General features: G+C 41.8%; 17 protein-coding genes. 7 read left to right on the top strand and 10 right to left on the bottom strand.

From position 1 onward, the window contains the following. The first annotated feature begins 25 nt into the window (after positions 1-25). The 6 genes from L3V38_RS11600 to yegD all read left to right on the top strand — a co-directional run bounded on the left by L3V38_RS11600 (position 26) and on the right by yegD (position 7,812). Positions 26-1,708, top strand: a complete 1,683-nt coding sequence (locus L3V38_RS11600) for a mechanosensitive ion channel domain-containing protein (RefSeq protein ID WP_237119488.1) — start codon at positions 26-28, stop codon at positions 1,706-1,708. A gap of 365 nt (positions 1,709-2,073) precedes the next feature. Next, positions 2,074-4,368: a TonB-dependent receptor gene (locus tag L3V38_RS11595; RefSeq protein WP_130151217.1), complete on the top strand. Its 2,295-nt coding sequence runs from the start codon at positions 2,074-2,076 to the stop codon at positions 4,366-4,368. A gap of 110 nt (positions 4,369-4,478) precedes the next feature. Continuing rightward, positions 4,479-4,778, top strand: a complete 300-nt coding sequence (locus L3V38_RS11590; RefSeq protein ID WP_062570481.1) for a hypothetical protein — start codon at positions 4,479-4,481, stop codon at positions 4,776-4,778. 62 nt (positions 4,779-4,840) lie between these two features. After that, positions 4,841-5,497 carry an HAD family phosphatase gene (locus L3V38_RS11585; protein WP_237119487.1) on the top strand — a complete coding sequence of 219 codons (657 nt, stop codon included), beginning with the start codon at positions 4,841-4,843 and terminating at the stop codon, positions 5,495-5,497. A gap of 32 nt (positions 5,498-5,529) precedes the next feature. After that, the gene (locus L3V38_RS11580) at positions 5,530-6,372 is read left to right on the top strand and encodes a DNA ligase (RefSeq protein ID WP_237119486.1); all 843 of its coding nucleotides are present in this window, start codon (positions 5,530-5,532) and stop codon (positions 6,370-6,372) included. Positions 6,373-6,444: 72 nt separating this feature from the next. Beyond that, positions 6,445-7,812: a molecular chaperone gene (gene yegD / locus L3V38_RS11575; protein WP_237119485.1), complete on the top strand. Its 1,368-nt coding sequence runs from the start codon at positions 6,445-6,447 to the stop codon at positions 7,810-7,812. A 19-nt stretch (positions 7,813-7,831) separates the two neighbouring features. On the opposite strand, the gene L3V38_RS11570 is transcribed toward yegD, so the two are convergent. The 4 genes from L3V38_RS11570 to L3V38_RS11555 form a co-directional block, all read right to left on the bottom strand. Then, complete coding sequence (locus tag L3V38_RS11570) at positions 7,832-8,296, bottom strand: methylglyoxal synthase (protein ID WP_062570485.1); 465 nt, start codon at positions 8,294-8,296, stop codon at positions 7,832-7,834. A gap of 8 nt (positions 8,297-8,304) precedes the next feature. After that, positions 8,305-8,937 carry a LysE family translocator gene (locus L3V38_RS11565; protein WP_237119484.1) on the bottom strand — a complete coding sequence of 211 codons (633 nt, stop codon included), beginning with the start codon at positions 8,935-8,937 and terminating at the stop codon, positions 8,305-8,307. A gap of 96 nt (positions 8,938-9,033) precedes the next feature. Continuing rightward, a complete protein-coding gene (locus L3V38_RS11560; RefSeq protein ID WP_237119483.1) occupies positions 9,034-10,872 on the bottom strand; it encodes a S8 family serine peptidase in 1,839 nt (612 codons plus the stop codon). 201 nt (positions 10,873-11,073) lie between these two features. Further along, entirely contained in the window at positions 11,074-12,243 is a 1,170-nt protein-coding gene (locus L3V38_RS11555) for a multidrug effflux MFS transporter (RefSeq protein ID WP_237119482.1), read from the bottom strand. Positions 12,244-12,430: 187 nt separating this feature from the next. Here L3V38_RS11555 and L3V38_RS11550 point away from each other — a divergent pair, with 187 nt between their 5' ends. Further along, positions 12,431-12,907, top strand: coding sequence for a hotdog fold domain-containing protein (locus L3V38_RS11550; protein WP_130151223.1), 477 nt, complete (start codon positions 12,431-12,433; stop codon positions 12,905-12,907). Here the strand turns inward: L3V38_RS11550 and L3V38_RS11545 are convergent. From L3V38_RS11545 to L3V38_RS11520, 6 genes are all read right to left on the bottom strand, one after another. Then, on the bottom strand, positions 12,904-13,392 hold the full coding sequence (locus tag L3V38_RS11545; protein ID WP_130151224.1) for a polymer-forming cytoskeletal protein: 489 nt from the start codon (positions 13,390-13,392) through the stop codon (positions 12,904-12,906). The genes L3V38_RS11550 and L3V38_RS11545 overlap by 4 nt on opposite strands. Further along, entirely contained in the window at positions 13,382-14,527 is a 1,146-nt protein-coding gene (locus L3V38_RS11540) for a M23 family metallopeptidase (protein ID WP_237119481.1), read from the bottom strand. Before L3V38_RS11540 ends, L3V38_RS11545 begins: the two co-directional genes overlap by 11 nt. Positions 14,528-14,658: 131 nt before the next feature. Further along, positions 14,659-15,972, bottom strand: coding sequence for a fumarylacetoacetase (gene fahA, locus L3V38_RS11535; RefSeq protein ID WP_237119480.1), 1,314 nt, complete (start codon positions 15,970-15,972; stop codon positions 14,659-14,661). A 143-nt stretch (positions 15,973-16,115) separates the two neighbouring features. Further along, complete coding sequence (hppD, locus tag L3V38_RS11530; RefSeq protein ID WP_055021474.1) at positions 16,116-17,162, bottom strand: 4-hydroxyphenylpyruvate dioxygenase; 1,047 nt, start codon at positions 17,160-17,162, stop codon at positions 16,116-16,118. 316 nt (positions 17,163-17,478) lie between these two features. After that, positions 17,479-20,202 carry a metallophosphoesterase gene (locus L3V38_RS11525; RefSeq protein WP_237119479.1) on the bottom strand — a complete coding sequence of 908 codons (2,724 nt, stop codon included), beginning with the start codon at positions 20,200-20,202 and terminating at the stop codon, positions 17,479-17,481. 115 nt (positions 20,203-20,317) lie between these two features. Beyond that, a complete protein-coding gene (locus L3V38_RS11520; protein WP_130151228.1) occupies positions 20,318-21,748 on the bottom strand; it encodes a peptide MFS transporter in 1,431 nt (476 codons plus the stop codon). Between the last annotated feature and the right edge of the window lie 114 nt (positions 21,749-21,862).

Below are 21,862 nucleotides of genomic sequence, written 5' to 3'. Positions count from 1 at the left end.
ATTATCTTGCTACAAGGATGAGAGAGTGAAAAATTTAGCCACTACTTTTTTGTGCGTCACGTGTTACCTATTGGTTATCTGTTTGGCTGGAGTAGGGGGTAAGGCATACGCTATAAGTACTCCAGAGGTCACTGTAAAGTCACTTATTGATAAAGATGATAAAGAAAAGGCTGATGAAGAAAAAGAAGTGACCAGTGCAGAGGTAGGGAGCTCACTTACTAGTCTGCAAACCGATGAAACTTCATTTTTCGATGAATTTAATCGAATTACTCCGCGAAATACAATGTATGGCTTTTTAACAGCTGCACGGTCACGCGACTTTGAATTAGCTAGTCACTACCTCGATTATCGTAACTTACCGCAAGATGTTGCTGCCATTGGTCAGATGAAACTGGCTGAAAATCTATCTTTAATTTTAGATAGAACTTTATGGGTTGATATTGATAACCTGAGTAATAATCCTGACGGCAAAAAAAATGAAGCGGTACCAAGTTATCGCGATCTTGTTGGTGAAATTTCCACTTCTCAAGGAAAAGTGCAAATCTTATTACAGCGTGTTCCTAATAAAGAAGGAACGCAAACGATTTGGAAAATTTCCAATGCGACAGTGAGCAAAATACCCTTATTAATTGAAGAGTATGGGTATAACCGCATAGGAGAGTGGCTATATCAGTCTTTACCAAGTTTTGAGTTTTTAGGTGTAATGCTGTGGCAATGGGTCTACTTTGCATGTTCTTTTGTTTTCTTTGTACTTGTCGCAATTGTGTTAACACGGCTTCTTTCTTTTGTTTTAGTATATTTAAAGTTTCCCATACAGCAAGACATTGTTAGTTTTATCAATGGACCAATCTGTTTATTAATAGCAGTAATAATGTCGCGTTCGTTAAGTGATGAATCTAATGTAACCATTGCTTTTTTGGCCGTAATTCATGGCGCCACGGTTTTGCTTTTAGCATGGACTTGGGTGTTTATACGTATTGTTGATATTGCGAAACATCGCTTGAGCCAGCGCTTTATCCGCCAAGATAAACCTCATGCTGTTTTCTTGCTAAGGCCTGTGAGTAACGTCATAAAAACCAGTATCGTGATTATTATGTTATTTGTCTGGTTTGAGAATTTGGGCTTTAACGCGACGACCTTACTTGCTGGTCTGGGTATCGGTGGGCTTGCTATCGCACTTGCTGCACAAAAAACGGTTGAAAATATCATTGCAGCAATCACGCTTTATACATCAGCACCTGTACGAATTGGTAATTTGTGTAAGTTTGACAATCACCTCGGAACAATTGAAGAGATAGGCCTAAGGGCAACACGTATACGCACACTTGATCGCTCGGTTATTTATGTAGCGAATGCTAAGTTTGTGGATATGCAGCTTGAAAATATTTCTGAGCGAGAACGCATTTCATATCGACCTAAGTTAATGCTCAGCGCGAAAACAGAGCAGCAAAACTTACATGCTTTTATGGCGTCTGTTCGTGTACTACTGAAAGAGCATGAACATATTGTCGATGAGCCTTGTCGAGTGCGATTTAAAGGTTTTACGCCTTGGGCTTTACAAATCGATGTACTAAGCTATGTAGAGACAGTCGATTTTGCGTTTTATATGGAAATAATTGAAGAGTTAAATATGGCGATTTTAGGTTTGCTGAATGAACATAATTGTGAATTAGCCAAGCCAGAATTTGCTCGTGTAGTGGGGTCGTAATGAAAATTATCACAAATGAAAGTAGTTCTCAGTTTTACACATTCTCTACACATTGTTGCTGTATATTGAACAGGACATATGTCCGCTAAAGTGTAAAATAGTTGCATAATTTCTTCTAAATGCTTTGATGTTGCCGCTAATTGTTGTAAAAAAATTGTATATTTATAATTTTTAATGCAGTAAAAGTGTCATAAAGTGTTATAATCGTCAGCGTTCGTTCAGCCTCTTTACCTCGTTTTGCACTCTCGATTTAGAGGTCCGCGCAGCTTATTATAAGGCGCGAAAAATTGGCCGAGCCCGTCAAATGATTTGACGCAACATCATCACCGTTGAATAAGAGTGCATAAAAAAGGTTAAAACCCGACATGAAAGCAATGAAAAGATCTACGTTAGCAACCCTAATCAATGCAACGTTGTTCTCTGCCGTAGCAGGTACTTCATTTTCAACTCTTGCTGCAGACGAAGCACCAGCAGCAAAAAACAACCAACTAGAAGTTATCCAAATCACTGCTCGTAAGCGTGTAGAAAATGCTCAGGAAGTACCTGTTGCAGTATCTGCGCTGCAAGGTGATAACTTAGATGCTTACAGCTCAGCTGGTATGGATATTCGCTTTATGAATGCGAAAATCCCAAGTTTATCAATCGAATCTTCGTTTGGTCGTTCATTCCCACGCTTTTATGTTCGTGGTCTAGGTAACACAGACTTTGATTTGAATGCTTCTCAACCGGTTTCTTTAGTGGTTGATGAAGTCGTTCAAGAAAACGCAATCTTAAAAGGTTTCCCTGTATTTGACGTTGCACGCGTAGAAGTTTTACGTGGCCCACAAGGTACATTATTCGGTCGTAACACGCCGGCTGGCCTTGTTAAATTTGATACAGTTAAACCATCACAAGAATTTGAAGGCTATGGTTCAGTATCTTACGGTAGCCGTGGCGCAGTTGATTTTGAAGGTGCCGTTGGCGGTGGCCTAACAGACCGTTTATCAACACGTGTTTCTGTACTTTGGCAAGAAAAAGACGATTATATTGATAATCGCGCACCAGGGTTTGAGCAAGACGACGTACTAGGTGGTTACACTGAGAAAGCGGCTCGTGTTCAATTCTTATATGAAGGTGATGATTTCACAGGTTTATTCAACTACCACACGCGTGATATGGACGGTAAGCCAATTGCATTCCGTGGTAACGCAATCAAAGCAGGTACAAACGATTTAGTAGACGGCTTTGAACACGATGTGGTTTTCCACGATGCAGCTTCACGTGCTACACAGCAAGTTGAATCACAAGGCGCAAGCTTAAAGCTTGAGTGGGACATCAACGATTTAACACTTACGTCAATCTCTGCATGGGAAAGTGCTGAAATCTATTCACGCGCTGACATCGACGGTGGTTACGGTTTCTTTAATGCAGACGACCCAACAGCACCTATGGGCCCAGGTTTTATTCCGTTCACTTCTGAAAGTGCTGACGGTATTCCAGATCAAGACCAATACACGCAAGAACTTCGTTTATCAAGCAACTATGCTGGCGACGTAAACTTCCAAGTAGGTGTGTTCTACTTTGACGAAGCGCTAACAATCGAAAACTTCAGCTACGACACATATGGTGCAACACCGGGTGAGTTAAACGGTTATGTTATCCAGCAGCAAGATACCAAAGCATGGGCGGTATTCGGTTCATTAGATTACACAATCACTGATGACTTAAAAGTAACAGCGGGTCTTCGTTACTCTGATGACGAAAAAGAATTCTCAGCGAACCGTACTTTAAGCCCTGTTGGTGGTGGTGCGTTATTCTTAACAGAAAACCCAAGTGACGATCACATTAGCTGGGATTTATCTGCTAACTACAAGATCAACGACAACGTAAACTGGTACGCGCGTGTCGCTAATAGCTTCCGTGCCCCAAGTATTCAAGGTCGTATCTTATTCGGTGATGAAGTAACTGTTGCTGAGTCTGAAACTGTAACATCTTTCGAAACAGGTATTAAATCAGACGTACTTGACGGCCGTGGTCGTGTAAATGCGACTGTGTTCTACTACACAATGGATGACCAACAATTAACAGCAGTGGGTGGTGGTGCAAACTTCAACCGTCTAGTTAATGCAGATAAGACAACTGGTTATGGTTTTGAGTTAGACACTGAATGGGTATTAACTGATAACCTAAATGCGACGTTTAACTTAAGCTACAACAACACTGAGCTTAAAGATAAAGATTTAGCCGTTGCTGTTTGTGCACAATGTACTGTGACAGATCCAACATTCCAAGTACCTGGTGCATTTGGTCCTGAAGACCGTGCTATCTTAGATGGTAACAGCCTACCACACGCACCTGAGTGGATATCTAACGTCACATTACGTTATAGCCGTGAAGTTGCTGACGGTGAATTCTTCACTTACGCTGACGTGTCTTACCGTAGCGAAATCAACTACTTCTTATACGAGTCAGTTGAGTTTGAAGGCAAGCCATTAACAGAAGTTGGTTTACGTGCAGGTTATGCTTGGGCTGAAGGCGACAACGAATATGAAGTATCAGCATTCGTTCGTAACATGTTTGACGAGCAACAATCAATTGGTGCTATCGACTTCAATAACAACACAGCAATGGTGAACGAAGAGCGTTACATCGGTGCTGAGTTCAAAGTAAGCTTCTTCTAAGCTGAAATAATAAGTCCTATTAAAACCCGCTGTATAGCGGGTTTTTTCGTTTATAATCGCGTTGGTAACTGCTAAAGTGGCAGGATTAATTTAAGAGAAAGAGAATACCTATGGCTGGATTTTGGAACTACCGTGTGATTTTTTGTGAAGCAACAAAAGATGAAGCGGCACAATATCAAATTCATGAAGTTGAATATAACTTAAATGGTAAAGTGACTAACTGGTCAGAAACTGGAGCAGCGCCTTTTGGCAATACAGTTGAAGAGCTAGAAGCTGACGCTGATCGTTTAAAAACGGCGTTTTCTAAGCCAGTTTTAAAAGTGGTTAGAAAGCAACGTGGCTACGAGTTAGTCGACGTAGAAACAGGCGAAGACGCCTTTGCTGAGCCACCTGCGGGCTTAACTGAATAATCACGCTGAATTAATTAAAGGTGCCAATGGCACCTTTTTACTTTAACTTTGAAGGAATGAGGATGACTTTAAAAGCAGTATTATTTGATATGGATGGCACGCTGGTTGATTCTGAAAGTGTGCATTTTAATATTTGGAATGATTTACTCGCGCCTTTTGGCGTGCAATATGATGAGGCCACATTTTGCCAACGCTTTTCAGGCAGACCGACTCTTGAAGCCGCAAAAGAAGTGGTTGAAAAATACCAGCTAACGATTAGCCCTGAACAATTAACAAATGATAAGTATGCTGCATTTGGTCGCTTAGTGAGCTCGAATTTGCCAGCGTTTATGCCTTACGCAAAAGAAGTCTTAGAAGAAATTAAAGCGAGCGGTTTAAAAATGGCGTTAGTAACGGGCAGTGCTAAAGATGAAGCGTATCCTATTTTAAAAGGCTATGGCATTTTTGATTGGTTTGATTGTGTGGTCACGAAAGATGATGTGATAAACCCCAAGCCTGCAGGCGATCCATATCAACTCGCTCTTGATACCTTACAGATTAAGGCAGATGAAGCAATTGCAGTTGAAGATACATTCACTGGTGTAAGCGCTGCAAGTAGCGCAAACGTGCCTGTGTTTGCTGTACCAAATCACTTCACATTAGAGCATGACTTTAGTAAAGCGGCAGGAAAGTTCGAGAATCTAAAAGAACTTCTAAAATGGGTACAAAGTAAGCTATAGTTTAGAAAATGATTCATCGCAGGGATGCATTTATGACCTTTCTATTTCGCAGACTCGTTACTTTATTGTGCTTTAGCCTGTTTACAGCAATCGCTGTGGCAACACCAAAAGTTCAACTCGCTAAAGTATATGACGCTGATAGTGTTGTTGTCAGTGATTACCTCGTGAGTGAAAAGTACGATGGTGTACGTGCAATCTGGACTGGCACTCAGTTTCTAACCCGAGCAGGAAATACGATTAATGCGCCTGCTTGGTTTACTGCTCCTTTACCTAATACTTGGCTAGACGGCGAACTTTGGAGTAAACGCCAAGACTTCGCTAACCTGAGTGGCATTATTCGAACACAGCTTCCCGTTGATAACGACTGGCAGAATGTAAGTTATATGGTCTTTGATATGCCAGACTCTAGCATCCCTTTTAGCGAGCGTTATAAAAATTATCTAGAATTGGTAGCGCAGTTAAACGCTAAACACATAGTCGCAGTAGAACAAAAACGCTTCGAAAGTAATCATCAGCTTAGCTTGTACATGGATGATTTAATAGCAAATGGTGCTGAAGGAGTAATGCTACATTTAGCGTCTGCGGTGCATCGCTCTGGGCGCAGTGACGCTTTATTAAAGCTTAAACCCTATCTTGATGCCGAGGCGATTGTTATTGCACATTTGCCGGGAAAAGGTAAGTATAAGAATATGTTAGGTGCACTTAAGGTGCGTAGCGCTGAAGGCGTAGAGTTTAAAATCGGCTCGGGGTTTTCAGACCATCAGCGGCAATTTCCTCCGGCAATAGGCAGTACCGTTACCTACAAATACCATGGTTTTACCAAACATGGGCTACCACGTTTCGCCAGCTTTTTACGTGAGCGAAATGCCTTATAAGCTTTAGACATTCAAAAACAGCTGTAATTATGGTAAATTTCGCGGCCTTTTTATTGATGTATAGGTAAGACGATGTTTGCAGGCTTTGATTATGGTAGCTCAAATTGCGCAATCGGTGTAATGAATAATGAGCAACAAGTCTCTTTAGTGCCACTTGAGCAGGGCAAACACTATTTACCTTCAACACTTTATACTCATCACAGCGCGTTGGTTGTTGATTTTGTAGCAAAGCATTTAACTGGTAGCCAATTTGAGCACGACTTTAGAACTCAGCGTCAAGCGCTCCTTAATACTTTACCTCGCGTTAAATCCGACTTAGATATTCAAGCAGGCGATGAGACCTTATTTATTGGTCGTGAAGCCATTAGTGAATATGTGCAATTTCCTGAAGAAGGTTACTTTGTAAAGTCACCTAAGTCATTTTTTGGCGCGGTTGGCTTGAAACAAGGACAAATTAACTTTTTTGAAGACATTGCAACGGCGATGATTTTAAAAATTAAACAGCGCGCCGAGCAATCACTGCAAGAGTCATTAACAGAAACGGTTATTGGACGACCAGTAAACTTTCAATCAGTCGGTGGTGAAGAATCTAATCAACAAGCGCTCGGCATATTAGAGCGAGCAGCAAAGCGTGCTGGATTCAAAGAGGTGTCGTTTTTATATGAGCCGCTAGCGGCAGGGATTGATTATGAAACTTCATTGCAGGAAGACCAAAAAGTATTGGTTGTAGATATTGGCGGAGGCACTAGCGATTGTTCATTTGTACAAATGGGGCCGAGCTTTCGACAAAGTGAGTGTCGTGATAACGATTTTTTAGCTCACAGCGGAAAGCGTGTTGGCGGTAATGACTTAGATATCGCGCTGAGCTTTCATGGTTTAATGCCGTTGCTTGGTTTAGGCACTGAGTTTAAATCGGGTCTTGTGTTGCCTAATCAACCGTTTTGGCAAGCCTGTAAAATCAATGACGTTAATCTACAGAGCTTGTTTTACAGTGATGCACACCATCGAGAGCTTGTTACACAACTACGTGAAGTGCAACAGCCTGAGTTATTTAAGCGCTTAATTCATTTACAGCAAAATAAGCAAGGTCACCAATTAGTACAGCAGGGGGAAGCGGCAAAAATTGCACTATCGTCAAGTAACGAATTTACCACTGATTTAGGGTTTTTAGACCCAGAGTTAAGTCAGTGCTTGACGTTAAATGATCTATCTTTAGCGGTAGATGACTCTATAAGCCAGATAGTAAGGCTAGCTAAACAAGCTATAGCGGATGCCGGTACAACACCTGACGTTATTTATTTAACTGGAGGCAGTGCTCAGTCGCCATTAATTAAAGCGGCGTTAAAAACTCATTTAGGTGGAATTGAGATGCTCAATGGGGATCACTTTGGCAGTGTAACTGCTGGCTTAACTAAATGGGCACATAAGCTTTATCGCTAAATGTGCTCATTTATAAAGACTACAACGTAACTTGACGTGTTGCTAAGTATTTCTCGTAATCAGGTAGCGTTCGATTAAGCTCGCTCTCCATCATGGGTGAGCTTAAAAGCATATCGGCACTGACTTCATTACAGGCTACAGGAATATTCCACACGGCGGCTAAACGTAGGAGTGCTTTTACATCTGGATCATGCGGCTGGGATGCGAGTGGATCCCAGAAAAAGACCAACATATGCACTTCATGTTCAGCAATTTTAGCACCTAACTGCTGATCGCCACCCATTGGACCACTTAATAATTTAATGACTTCAAGCCCTGTTGTGCGCTCGATTAAATGGCCTGTTGTACCTGTACCATAAAGTGTGTGCTTGCTTAAAATACCTTGATGCTTTTCACACCACGCTTGCAGTGCCGCTTTTTTGCCATCGTGAGCAACAAGGGCGATATTTTTCTTGGCAGGTAGGGCTTGTTGTTTTTGTTCCATAAGTGCTCTTAAATTAGTAGGTTAATTGCTAAGGCTATAAAGACCAGCCCCGTGATTCTATCAATCCAAATTTGGGTTTGTGGGTGCTCACGAAAGTAACTGGCAATTTTATCGCCGCAATAAATATACGTGCAGTCGATTGGAAAAGCAAAAAGTGGGTAGAGTAGGCCAAAAAATGCGAGTTGAAATGTCGTTGATGATAAGCTCGGATCGACGAACTGTGGAATAAAGGCAATGAAAAACAAAGCCACTTTAGGGTTGAGTACTTCGGTCATCATGGCTTGAAACATCACATTTTGCTTTTTGCTGGTACTGACATGAGGTTTTTCGTCGCAATGTGGTTCAGGCTGGTTAAAAGTACTTTTTAAGGTCATTAACCCTAAATAGCAAAGGTATGCAGCACCTAAGTATTGTACTGTGGTATAAGCAACTGCAGATGCCTTTAATATGGCTGTTAACCCAATGACGGCAAAAAAGGTGTGCACAACGCCGCCGAGTGCAAATCCGAATGCGCTTTGCAGGCCCGCTGCTCTGCCATTGGCAAAGGTTTGTGCCATTAAAAATGCGTTAGAAGGCCCTGGAGCTACGGCAATCAAAAAACTGGCACCGAGAAACGAGAGCAAAAATTCGGGATTAATCATTGGCATAAGATAAAAAAGATGGATAGCTGATTCTAACAAGCTTACAGAAAAAGAAAAAGCGGGCATCATGGCCCGCTTATCTCGTAGGGTAGGAGATTAGAAATTAGCAGTGCTGTTATTTGAACAAATAGTTGTACTTTGCGCTTCACATACTTGGTAAGTGTAAGAGCCACCGCCTTTAGTTGTAATGGTATCTGTGTAGCTATTGGTGTTTGCCATAGAGCCCAGTTTGCTGCCATTACGATAGATATCAACAGTACTTGTTGCTGCACCATTCCAGCTTAAATCAACATAGGCCGTGCCTTTTGATTTATAACCTGATGTTGAAAGGTTGATAGCATCGCTGCCAGGTGTTGTGCCGCCACCATCATTGCTGCCTGCACAACCATTTGCTGTGAGATATGCATCTGCTGCAGCCGCTTTAACGATACCGTGACCAAAGTACACGTCGTGACCTGCAGCACCTTGATCTTCTGCTGTTGCTTTAAGGGCATCACGGATTTCTGTACCTGTACAGTCAGTGTGATTAGACCAAACTAGTGCTGCAATACCTGAAACAGCAGGTGTTGCCATTGATGTACCGCTCATGAAACCATAATCACTGGTACCAATTGCAATATCAATTGTGGTACTTGAAAGAAGCGCTGAACGGTCTTCAAGTGCAGCACCTACAGCTGGAATCGTTGTATCATTTGTATCGCCTAATGTAGCGTATAACATACCCGCTTCGTTATTGATGATAACAGCACCGATACCACCTGAGTTCTCGCAGTTACTTACCTTGTCATAGAACGAGATATTACCGCGGTCAATCATACAAATTTTGCCCGCTGCGCCAGTATCAATACTTTCAGCAGTACCCATGTAATAAGCGGTGCCTGATGCATTCCCTGAGTTTTCCATTGATGAAGTAGCAAAGCCTGCGCCATCAGCTGCTAAGCTAGCTGATGTAGCCATACCTGCAGGGTAAGTAGAAAGTGTATCAACACCACCTGCTGTTACTTCTACACAGATAGTTTCGTCTGTTGTTGCGCGTTTACCGCGACCTGAAGTGCAGCTAGGGAACTGTGAAAAGTCGGCAATTTGATTGTTTGCATCATTGGCACCAACCATCATTACTGAAGGGTAGCCTGCAGGGTATGAACGGACACTATTGCCATCGTTACCAGCAGCAGCAACAACTAAGCCGCCAGCATTTGTGAAATTAGAAAACGCGTTAGATTCGGTGTTATTTGAACCACCGCCACCTAAGCTCATGCTGATGATATTCGCACCTGCTTGAGAGCATAAATCCGCCGCGTGCGCTAAGTCTGATGAGTAGCCCCAACCTTCAGCATTGAATACTTTGATGATATGCATTGCTACACCTGGTGCCATACCTACAACACCAATGTTGTTATCTGCTGCACCAATAGTACCCGCTACGTGAGTACCATGCGGGCCGCCATTATCGTACCAGTTGCCAGTACCACTGTCGTTATCACCTGTGATATTACCCCAAATGAAGTCTGGGTTTGTTGCATCTAGGCCTGAGTCAATTACACACACTTTCATACCCGCATTCGCATCAAACGTTACCTGATCAGCCTGTGATTGATAAACTGCGTAAGGTGTTAACTGTTGCTGCATAGGGTTACCAGCATCGTCATTGTATACTGCCATAGGTATACGTTTTTGATCTTCTTCAATTAGTTTAATGTGAGGGTTATTAAGCAAGCCTTTTATACTTGCTAGATCGTGACCGGAGAATTGTGCTGCAATAAAACCATTACCATCGACTTTGATATCACCGCCCAGTTTTTTTGCGAGTGCTTTCACAACACCTTTTTTGTTATTGTCTACTTGGATGATGTAACGATCGTCTGCTGCGTTGGCTGTTCCTGCTGCACACAATCCGCTGATGATTAACGCTAAAGCTAGTTTATTCTTTTTCATATTTTTGTATCCCAAACGTGTATTAAGGTTAACTTTTTGTTAACTTGGGTAAACAATAATTTAATACATCCGTAGGTACAAGTTTAATTGTACTGAAAAATGGAATAAAATGTTCTAGAAACAGTTCTTTAATAGCATTTAGTTATAACGGGAAGTCTAAATGGGTAAATAGAGTATAATAATTCTTATTTACCCATATTGTTATGATAATTGTTTGTATTTAAATAGTAAGTAGGCAAATGGGATGAGCATTAAAAAATGCACGCCAATCAATACTGGCGTTGCTAGATCCAGTAATTGGGTTAAAAATACCAAAAAGCTTGCGCCACTCATTTGCATAAGTCCCACTAGTGCAGACGCTGTTCCAGCTTGTTTTGGGAATAAACTTAGCGCTCGCCCAGCAGATGAGCCAAGTGTTAGCGCATAGCCAAAGGCGGCAATAAACATAGGAAACATTAAAGCTAAGGCTGAGCGTTGTTGGCTAAGAGCAAGCATAATACACCCAGATAACACTAATAATATAAGTCCAGCTTTTAAAGCACGTTTGGGCTGTCTTTTTATATAGATGGGCATAATAAAGCTGGCAAGAATGCTCAGAGCGGCATTACAGGTAAACCAAAATGTGAAGTCAGCTACACTGCCATCAAGTTCAGTGATTAGCCAACCTGGTGCGAGGGTCACAAAAACTAAAATAGCCGACATAGTGACTAAACAAATTAAGCTATGAAATAAAAATAGCGGTGTAGAAATAATTGGTACAAAGCGTCTTAAGTCGAGAATATGGCCACTGTAAACACTATCTGATGGGCGTGTTTCTTTGAAGAGTAATAAAACGATACACAAGCTGACAAGCGCAAATCCAGCCATAAATAAAAAGTTCATTCGCCAACCAAATTGCACGGTTAACCATGCGCCTAGAATAGGGGCGAGGGCAGGAATAAAGCACACTATACCATTTAGGTAAGTAATGATCTGACCGCTACGTTCGCTACCAAATTTATCCCTGACTATTGCAAAAGCAACGACAAAAGTTGCGCATGCTCCTAAGCCTTGTAATGCTCTTGCGATCATCAACGTGGTAAAGTCTGGAGCCAAATAGGCCCCGAATGCAGCTAGACCATAAATTGTAACACCGGTAATGGCCACAGGTTTACGGCCAAACTTATCGGCAAGTGGTCCCGCAATTAGCTGACCAAGACCCACTGTTAGCATAAAAATAGCCACTGTTTGCTGAAGCTGCTTTTCTGATGCATTGAGTTGTTCAGCAATGGTAGGGAATGCTGGAAGATAAATATCAATACCTAGAGGGCAAAAAACGACCAATAGGCCAAGGATGAATAATAAACTCAGGTTTCTGTGCTGTGACTGCATTAGCTCTCCTTTAAAGTAATATTTTATGTGCCCGTTAAAGAAAAGAAAAGCGTTGATATCTATTTATCTGAGGTACATACGTAGTCATTAAGGAAAAGGAGATTTACTAACATAAAATTTCCATTTCGCTATCTGGTCTGATGTGTTAATTTTTTAACTTACATCATAAAAATAATGGATAAACGTCGTGAGTTCACAATCATCATTATTAAAAATTTGGTCTAGATGTCAGTCATTGCCAAAAGGTAACTGGCTGTTTAGTAAGGCTGTGTGTTTTAAAGCTCCTTATTTTGGCTCAATAAAGCCATTAATCACAGATTTAACAGCAGGGTATTGCGGTGCAACCGTCAAAAATCGCCGAGCAATCCATAATCACATAGGAACTATCCATGCAATCGCACAGTGCAATGTGGCAGAGCTATGCGCTGGCTTGATGGTTGATGCAACCGTGCCTGCAAAAACGCATCGCTGGATACCAAAAGGGATGACGGTTAATTATTTAGCAAAAATTGACACCGATATGCGTGCTGTCGCAAAGATAGAAGTGCCACGAGAATGGCTAGAAAAGCAAGATTTGATTGTACCGGTGAAGGTCTACAATAACCACGATGAATTAGTATTCACCGCGGATATCACTATGTATGTAACAGCTAAGAAGAGTTAGGATTTATCGGCGGCTTGTTTATTTACAAATGAGAGATCATTGTCATCATCAGCAAGGATTGAAGAGGGAGAGTCCTCTTCGCTTTCTGGCTTGATAGGCGCAATGTTATCTTCTTCGTGACGGTGCTTAAGGCTACCTTCAATAATTGCACCTGCTTCGATGCTCAATGTGTCGTGAAACACATCACCATGAACCTCAGCAGTGCTTTCTATAACGACCTTATTTGCGATTAATGAGCCGATAATTTTGCCTTTAACAACGACACTATCAGCTTCAACAACACCTTCAACCATACCTGAGCTGCCTATTACAAGATGCTTAACGCGCAGATCACCATCAATGCGACCATCAAGTTGTACTTCACCTTGGCTGGTAATAGAGCCAGTTAGACGCATGTCTTCTGCGATAATTGAAGGGGTAAGGTTTGTTCTTTTTAACGATGAGTTTGTTGAGCTAGTTGTTGTTTGTTTTTTTTTACCGAACACGAGTAAGCGCCTTTGTTATTTTTACAGGGTTGACATGTTTGCCATTAACTAGAACTTCGTAATGTAGATGCGTACTTGTGCTACGACCAGTACTTCCCATCAAACCAATTACATCATCTTTAGTAACGGCTTGGCCCTTTTTTACTTTAATTTTATTTAAATGACCAAAGCGGGTTACGAAACCATTTTTATGTTGTAATTCAATAAAGTTACCGTAACCACCATTGCGGCCCGCACGAAGTACAGTACCATCTGCAGGGGCGAAAATCTCTGTTTTATGCCAGCCTGCTAAGTCGACACCTTTATGGAATGCACGACGACCGTTCATCGGATCTTTACGAAGCCCGAAACTACTGGAAATATAGTAATCAGCTGCTGGAAGCGTTTGTGGTAACTCACTTAACAGGTTCTCTAAGTTATTTAGAGTGAGGAGTTTATCTGCAACGGCTAAAAATTCAGCGGGAATTTTTGATTCATCAAATAAATCGAGTGGTCCACCTTGTGCTGTATCTGCTTGCTCATGTAACGCTTCTGAGGCAAACGTTTCGTTTAAACCAGCTCCTTCTAACATGGCAATAATCGCCGCATGGCGTTGTGTTATCTGTTCATCGAGTAAGATAAAGCTGCGGTTGTAGTTAGCATCAAGACGTGCAAAGCGCTCTGTAATAGCGTTAAAACTATTGGCCTGATTTGGCTCATCTTCCAATGGGGCATGAAATTCTTCAGTATGCTGCTCGGTTGGCAATATAGGAGATGCTGAGTCATCAGTTGTCGTATCTGTGCTCATCGATTCAGGCAAAGATTCAAGCATACTTTGCAGTAAAGCTTGTTTTTGCTCAAGTACCGCTAGCTGTTCAAGCTGCTTAGTGTATTCGTTTTGTTGTTGTTGATGCTGTTTTTGCCATGCTTGCTGTTCGCTAAGCTGGCTTTGTTTTATATCTGTAATTTTATCGGCTTGGGAAATAATTTGCAGAGTAGAAACACTTAACCACGTCACCGCTGTTAATAAAGCAAGTAATGCAGTTAGTTGAACCCAAGGCGCTAATACTAGGTGTTTTACTTCGCCATTTTGACGGATCAGCAGCTGTCTAGCTGGAAAAAACGTACGATAAAAGGACTTAATATTAACAAACATGGCGTGCAAAAATTGGATAAATACCGAGCTAAGATAACAATCTGAACTAAAAAAGCCAGAAAAAAATTGTAACTCAAGAAAAAAAGCAGCAAAAAAGGGCACAAATGGCCCTTAAGTATGCTGCTATATCGTTATTTTGCAGGAAGCACTGTTCCTTCAACAGAACCAAAACCGATGCGTGCAAAGCCTTCTTTCTCACACCAGCCACGCATAATTACGTTGTCGCCGTCTTCTAAGAAAGCACGTTGCTCGCCATTAGCAAGAGTGATTTTTTCTTTGCCGCCGCGCGATAGCTCTAGTAATGAACCTGCTTCTTCATGCTCAGGGCCCGATTGTGTACCCGAACCTAACATATCACCTGGTTGGAAGTTACAGCCATTTACTGTGTGGTGAGTGACCATTTGCGCCACTGTCCAGTATGAATGTTTAAAGCTAGATTTAGATACCTGTGTGGGCGCTTCGCCAGCTGCACGCATCTTTTCAGTTTCTAGTTGCACATCCATTTTGATATCGAATGCACCAAACTCACGGTTATGAGCTGACTCTAAGTAGTCCATTGGTTGTGGATCGTTTTCGTCACGTGTCCAGTTTGTTCTAAATGGCGCAAGTGCTTCTGTCGTAACAATCCAAGGTGAGACAGTCGATGCGAAGTTTTTCGCAAGGAATGGGCCAAGCGGTTGGTATTCCCACGCTTGTAAATCACGTGCAGACCAGTCATTAAATACACAGAAACCAAATACGTGGTTTTCAGCATTTTCAATGGCAATTGCATCGCCTAATTCATTACCTTTACCAAGGTAAATACCTAACTCAAGTTCGTAGTCTAGGCGTTTACAAGGGCCGAATGATGGTACTTCTGCATCTGGCGCTTTGGTTTGACCGTTAGGGCGGTGGAACGTTTGACCAGATACGTCAATTGATGATGAACGACCGTGATAACCAATTGGTACCCATTTGTAGTTAGGTAGAAGTGGGTTATCAGGACGGAATAAACTACCTACCGCTGTTGCATGGTAAATAGAAGTATAAAAGTCAGTGTAATCACCAATGCGACACGGCAGCGCAAATTCGATGTCTGCTTGAGCGATAAGCGCTTCGCTTAATTGTGCTTGCTCACTGGCACCTTCGCGGAGTGCTTTTGATAGCGCAAGACGAAGTGCAGACCAATACTGCTGACCAAGACCCATGAATTCATTTAATGTAGCTTGGCTTGCTGCTTTAACGGCAACCTGTGCATCACCAGAGAATAAACCAAGTTCGTTTACTTTTGCTAAATCGATAACTTGGTCACCAATTGCTACAGCGCCACGGAACGCTTCGTCTGAATTTTTACGACGTACTTCTGCAAAAGGAAGGTTTTGAATTGGGAAGTCACAGTTCGCTTCGTTAGCAGATGCAACCCAGCTTTTTAGATTAATATCGTGGGTTTCGTTAATTAGGCTCATACTCTTTCCTTATTGGTTCGCGCTGATTTATTAATTATCTATATGGAGGCAATCAACGCAATTTAAACAGTTAGTTTAAAACAGAATTTAAAACGACAAAAAGCAGCGTGTGAATAACGCTGCTTTTCAGACAATATAATGATTTAGATTACACCACGACGCTCTTGATCACGTTCGATTGATTCGAAAAGTGCTTGGAAGTTACCTTCACCGAAACCGCCGTCATCTACACGTTGGATCATCTCTATAAAGATAGGACCAAATAGGTTCTTCGAGAAGATTTGCAGTAAGTAACAGTTTTCGCTTTGGCTATCTACAAGGATTTGATGCTTACGGATCTTCTCTTTGTCTTCTTTAACCCAAGGCACACGGTCAAAAATGGTGTCGTAGTATTCAGGAATGATATCAAGCGTGGCAATTGTTGATTGGTCAAGCTTATCAAGTGAGCTTACTAGGTCGTTAGTTAGGAATGCTAAATGCTGCACACCCGGACCATTGTATTCATTTAAGTACTCATCGATTTGGTTGTTGTTGTTATCTTTACCTTCATTGATTGGAATCGAGAAAGTGCCGCACGGAGATTTAAGTGCGTAAGATAATAACGCTGTTTTTTGACCTTTAATGTCGAAGTAACGAACTTCAGTAAAGCCAAATACGTCTTTATAGAAGTTAGCCCATGTTTCCATCGTGCCTTTATATACGTTATTGGTTAAATGGTCGATACGGATGAAGCCTTTGTCTTCAACAATGTTTTGCTCGCTTAAGTCTTCGAAATCTGACTCATAGATAGAACCTTTGTCGCCAAATTGTTCGATGAAGTAGATTAAGCTGTCGCCGATACCGTAAATAGCAGGGTATGGTAAATTTTTATGTGTTGAGTCTGTTGCTGGTTTTGCACCACGCTCCACAGCTACCTCGAATGCTTTTTGTGCATTCTCTACACGCCAACCCATAGAACAGATTGCTGGGCCGTGGCTTTTAGCAAATTCAGCAGAAAAACCTTCACGCTCATTATTTAGTAAGAAATGAATGTCATGTTGGTTGTAGTAAACAATGTCTTTACCCTTGAATTTTTTTAGCTTAGAAAAGCCAAAATCAGTAAACACTTTGTCCATGTAATCTGCATCCGGTGTTGCATATTCAGTGAATTCAATGCCCATTAGGCCTAACGGATTATTTACTTCGCTCATTGTCATTACTCCCGCAATTATAAGCACTGCGCTAAAAAAAGAATTATTGTTCTGTAATGAGCGGATGATTAACCAGAAAACCGATAAGGGGAAGATCTCGGTGCTATTTAGCTAACGCCTCCTTTGTAAATTAAATGGGACAATGATTTTAATTTCAGCAATTGCACTATCTGAGGCGGTGAATGGGTCATCATTAAGGCAAGTGTTTGGTACCGTGATTTTAATTTATCTATATGTATTTGAAGGAAAATTAATAGGTTTTCTAGGCTTAAAAAAAGGCCTAAGACGGCCTTTTTTATTAAGTTTAATGTATCGATTAGTTTACAGTTTGGCGTGCTTTGTTAAAAAACTTGCTGCGTTGTTGTAACCAAGGGTTATTCATAATTTGAGGTGCAGCTTGGTAATGTCGCTCAATGACTTGGTTTAAGGTGCGAGTAGACTGCGTGAAGTTGAGTTGCTGTTGTGCACTACCCATGTTTGCAATTTCTGCGTCTGTCATAGCGCGACCTGCAAAGAGGAGTGCATTTAAATACCCAGGTTTAGTTTCGTAATCATTATCGGTTAAAAGTAGCGCTGCACTGTTGATTGCCCAGCGTTCATTGATTTCGCCTTCATCTTTAATACCAATTAGCTCGCCATCAAGGTAAATTTTTAGTGCGCCATTGTTTGGAGCTGCATAAAACACAAAAGCAATACGGTGCCAGCTGTTTGCCAAAAGCTCGCCAAAGTAACCACTGTCACGAGTGGCGATACCGATGGCATTATCTCGGCTGACGTAAAGGTCTGCATCATTGCTATTAGTGAGATCTGTTTGTAGTAATGCACGCCATTCATTGGTGCTTTGCTCTGGCCAAAGCACGTCCATCACCAGCGTGTAATCTGAAATAAATCCGTCAGTTTGGTAGTCACCATTTGCAGGGCTATTTGCCGTTAAGGTTAAGCCTTGTGTTGGGCTGTGGCGAGAAAACGCCAATACACCTGAGGCACCATTTGGTAAATCAGCAACTGCAAGCTCACTTGTGGTCGCAAATTGGCTATTCTCTGGTCCCCAGTTTTCTTCTTCAGGGTCGAAAAAGCTGAGTGTTGCAGGGCCAAAGTCACTGCTAAAACCTTGCTCAGGATTATTAAAATTCCATACCGTGACTGCATCGTCAGTTTTACAGGCGTTAAGTGTGTTATTAGTGTCGATGTATAAACATTGGCTAGTGCGTGCTCGTGCGTAGTTATCAAGTAGCCACCAACTTTCAGCGACTAATTGCGCGTCTAAGTTTGGCAGAGCAGGGAAGAACAACTCGCTATTAAGTGCAGGGCCTTTAAATAGAGCAACTTGGTATGTGGTTGCATCACTGATGTTATCAGGCACTAAAGCAACCCATTCAGGCTGGCTTGCGAGCATGGTTTTTAGTTGGCTGCCAGTAACAGAGACTTGATAAATAGAGTTAAAGCCTGGGGTATTCGATGGCTGGCGCTCAACCTTATACGCCGCATGAAAGTCTTCTTGAGTTAAGGTGCCTGGAAGCCAGCGATCTTGTACTTGGCTTGCATCTAGCAGTGCGGCATCAATAGCAGGGAATTGCTGCATAGTGGCTTTGGCTGTAATACTAATGAGCTCTTTTGCACTTGGGTAATTTTCTGAAACGGCAATTTCAGTGTTTGCATCAGGGGCGTAGCGGCCCATGATTTCATCGATGGCGGCTTTTGTGCGCTCATCTAAACTGGTAATGCTGGTTGTTGGTATGGTATTGTAATCAACATCAGCGAGTGTTTTGTCTTCAAGGTTAAAGGTTAACGTGAGATCAGTTAGGCCTTGTGCAAAAAAGTTTGGCTGAATAACAATGCTGCCATTATCTAAAGTTTGATAGCTTTCACCACCATGGGTGTGGCCACCCAGTACTAAATCAATCCCCGTAACATTTTGCGCAATACGAGTGTCAGTGCCTTCACCTAAATGACTCACCATTACCATGTAATCAACATCTTGGCGGTACTGATTAACAATTTGCTCAGCCACTTCTTGCCATTGCCAATTCATTTTGAAATTAGCAATAAAATCAGGAATTGGCTCGTCTTCAATAGGTTCATCGAGTTCATTCCAAGGCACGGAAGTCATGCCAAAAAAGCCGATTCGAAGGCAACCTACTTGCACAACTGAAAAATCGACACCGGCAAACGGCGTATCACTGTTACCCTCATAGTCAGTATTGCTTGAAAGCACGATGGCATTATCGTCATTAGCAAAATCAAGTAATTGCTCTGGTCCCCATGCATAGTCGTGGTTACCAATCACGCGTACGTCAAAGGCCATAGCTTTTATTGCCTCGACCGTGGCTAAGCCTTGTGAAGTTTGCTCGGCTACGGTGCCTTTTTCATAATCATCGCCACCATTGGTGAACAAAGTGTTTGGGTTTTCCAGTTTGGCATTATCGTAGTAACTGCGAATACGGCTGAATAATTGCTCTTTAAAACCAAAGCGCGCGTGTAAATCAGCAACATGAATAAAGCGCACTGTTTGTGAACTTGCTGTATCAACACATTGTTCGCCAATTGTTTTACTGACTGCAGGAATGCTGCGCGACATTAACGCGTAGGTACCAAAAGTGGTAATTTCACTTACCGCAAAGCCCTTTTCGTTGAAACTGGTTGTCAGAGGTTGCCACTGCTCATCTTGTAGCATAACAATACTAAATGCGAGGTTAGTTTGTTGCTGGGGGAGCTTTATAGAAAGGGTTAACGATTTAGAGAATACTAAATTATTGGGTCTAAAAGTATGTCTTGCAGAGACAATGTTTTGCTCAATATCTGCTGTAGTTGCAGTTGTTTCTGTATAGGTAAAAGTCGTATCGGTAGAAACGGTATTACTATCTGCATTTAGGCGTACACTACCATTAGCAAATTGTTCGGAAAAACCTGAACTGACTGAAATAATTAAACCAGACTGACTTGGGGTGGTGGCAACCTCTTTCGTTGTTTTATCGCCGCCACAGGCTACAAGCAGTAATGTGGTAAAAAAAATGATTAAGAGTTGATTGAAAAAGCGCAATGTATCACTTCCAAACCTATACAAACTATTATCAAATTATAGTATCAGTATTGCGGACAGCGATATAGCATTAATAAAGAAAAACCCCACAGCGAGCGCTGTGGGGGAACATTTTTTACTGCTTTTCGGCAGTTACTTCTAGCTCTTCAGCTAGAATGTGTTCAGTTGTTTGCGGCTCATGATGGCCTTCGGCACCATGCATCCACTTAACTAGCTTGTCGCTCAGTAAGTACATAATGACAGCAGATAGGATTGCTGTAGCACCTAAGCCGATGAAAATACCCATTGCATTATCAACAGCTTCTTCGCCTTCACCTAGGAATGAACCTACGAAACCAGCAATCTTATTAGCAACAGCTGTACATAAGAACCAAATACCCATAAGCATTGATGCTAAACGCAATGGTGCAAGTTTACTCACCATTGATAAACCAATCGGTGATAAACATAATTCACCTAAGGTATGGAAAAGGTAGAAAAGAACCAGCCACATCATGCTAATTTGCAGATTGTCACCTTGACCTTGCGTCATTAGAGCAAAAATCATTGTGATGAAGCCAAGTGCTAAGAAAATAAGTGCAATAGCGAACTTAACAGGTGAGTTTGGCTCACGCTTATCCAGCTTCAACCAAACGATAGCAACTAACGGTGCAAAAACGATGATGAAAATTGAGTTTAATGATTGGAACCATGAAGCAGGGACTTCAAAGCCTAATAGCATACGGTCAGTGTAATCGTTAGCGAATAGGTTCATTAAACCACCCGCTTGCTCAAAGCCCATCCAGAAAATGATACTGAATACACTCATGGTGAAAATAACTTTAATACGGTCAGTTTCAACTTTAGTAAGAGGCTCTTTAGTGTTTGATTCAGACTGAGCTTGTGAAAGCTTAGCTGATGGAACGACACCAATATCACCTAGGTATTTGTTACTTAATGCAAGTTGCATAAGTACAGAGATCACCATACCAACACCGGCTACGATGAAGCCCCATTGCCAGCCCATTGCAGCGGCAGCATAACCCGCAACAAGTGGACCTAATGCACCACCTAGGTTGATACCCATATAGAAGATAGTGAATGCGCCATCACGACGTTGATCACCTTCTTTATATAAGTCACCCACCATAGTAGAGATATTTGGCTTAAACAGACCATTACCCAAACAAAGTAAGGTTAAACCAATATAGAAAACATTCTCTTGTTGACCTGCAAGGTAACTGTGCGGAATACCCATTGTGAAATGGCCGGCAGCCATTAGTAAACCACCAAGGATAATAGCTTTACGTTGTCCTAAAACGTTATCTGCTAACCAACCACCCAATAGTGGTGTGATATAAACAGCCATTGTAAAAGTACCGTAAAGGCTTAATGCATCGGCATTTGACCAGCCGAAACCACCTTCTTGAACAAGTGCAACTAAGTACAATACTAGAATAGCGCGCATGCCATAATAACCGAATCGTTCCCACATTTCTGTGCCGAACAACAGGAACAGCCCTTTAGGATGCCCTAAAAAGTCACCTGCTTTAGGTAATGAACTCATATTTACTTCCTAACTCTAAGTTTTTATTGAGGCCTTATTATTTTTGCTTTGGTCGTTCTAGTTTTTATTAAATGAACGGGTGGCCATGTTTTAGATGCAGCTAAGATAATGGTT

The organism is Pseudoalteromonas sp. L1 (genome assembly GCF_021728095.1).
Classification (GTDB): domain Bacteria; phylum Pseudomonadota; class Gammaproteobacteria; order Enterobacterales; family Alteromonadaceae; genus Pseudoalteromonas.
The sequence above is the reverse complement of the archived record's forward strand: the minus strand, read 5'-3'. Positions and strand labels throughout refer to the sequence as shown.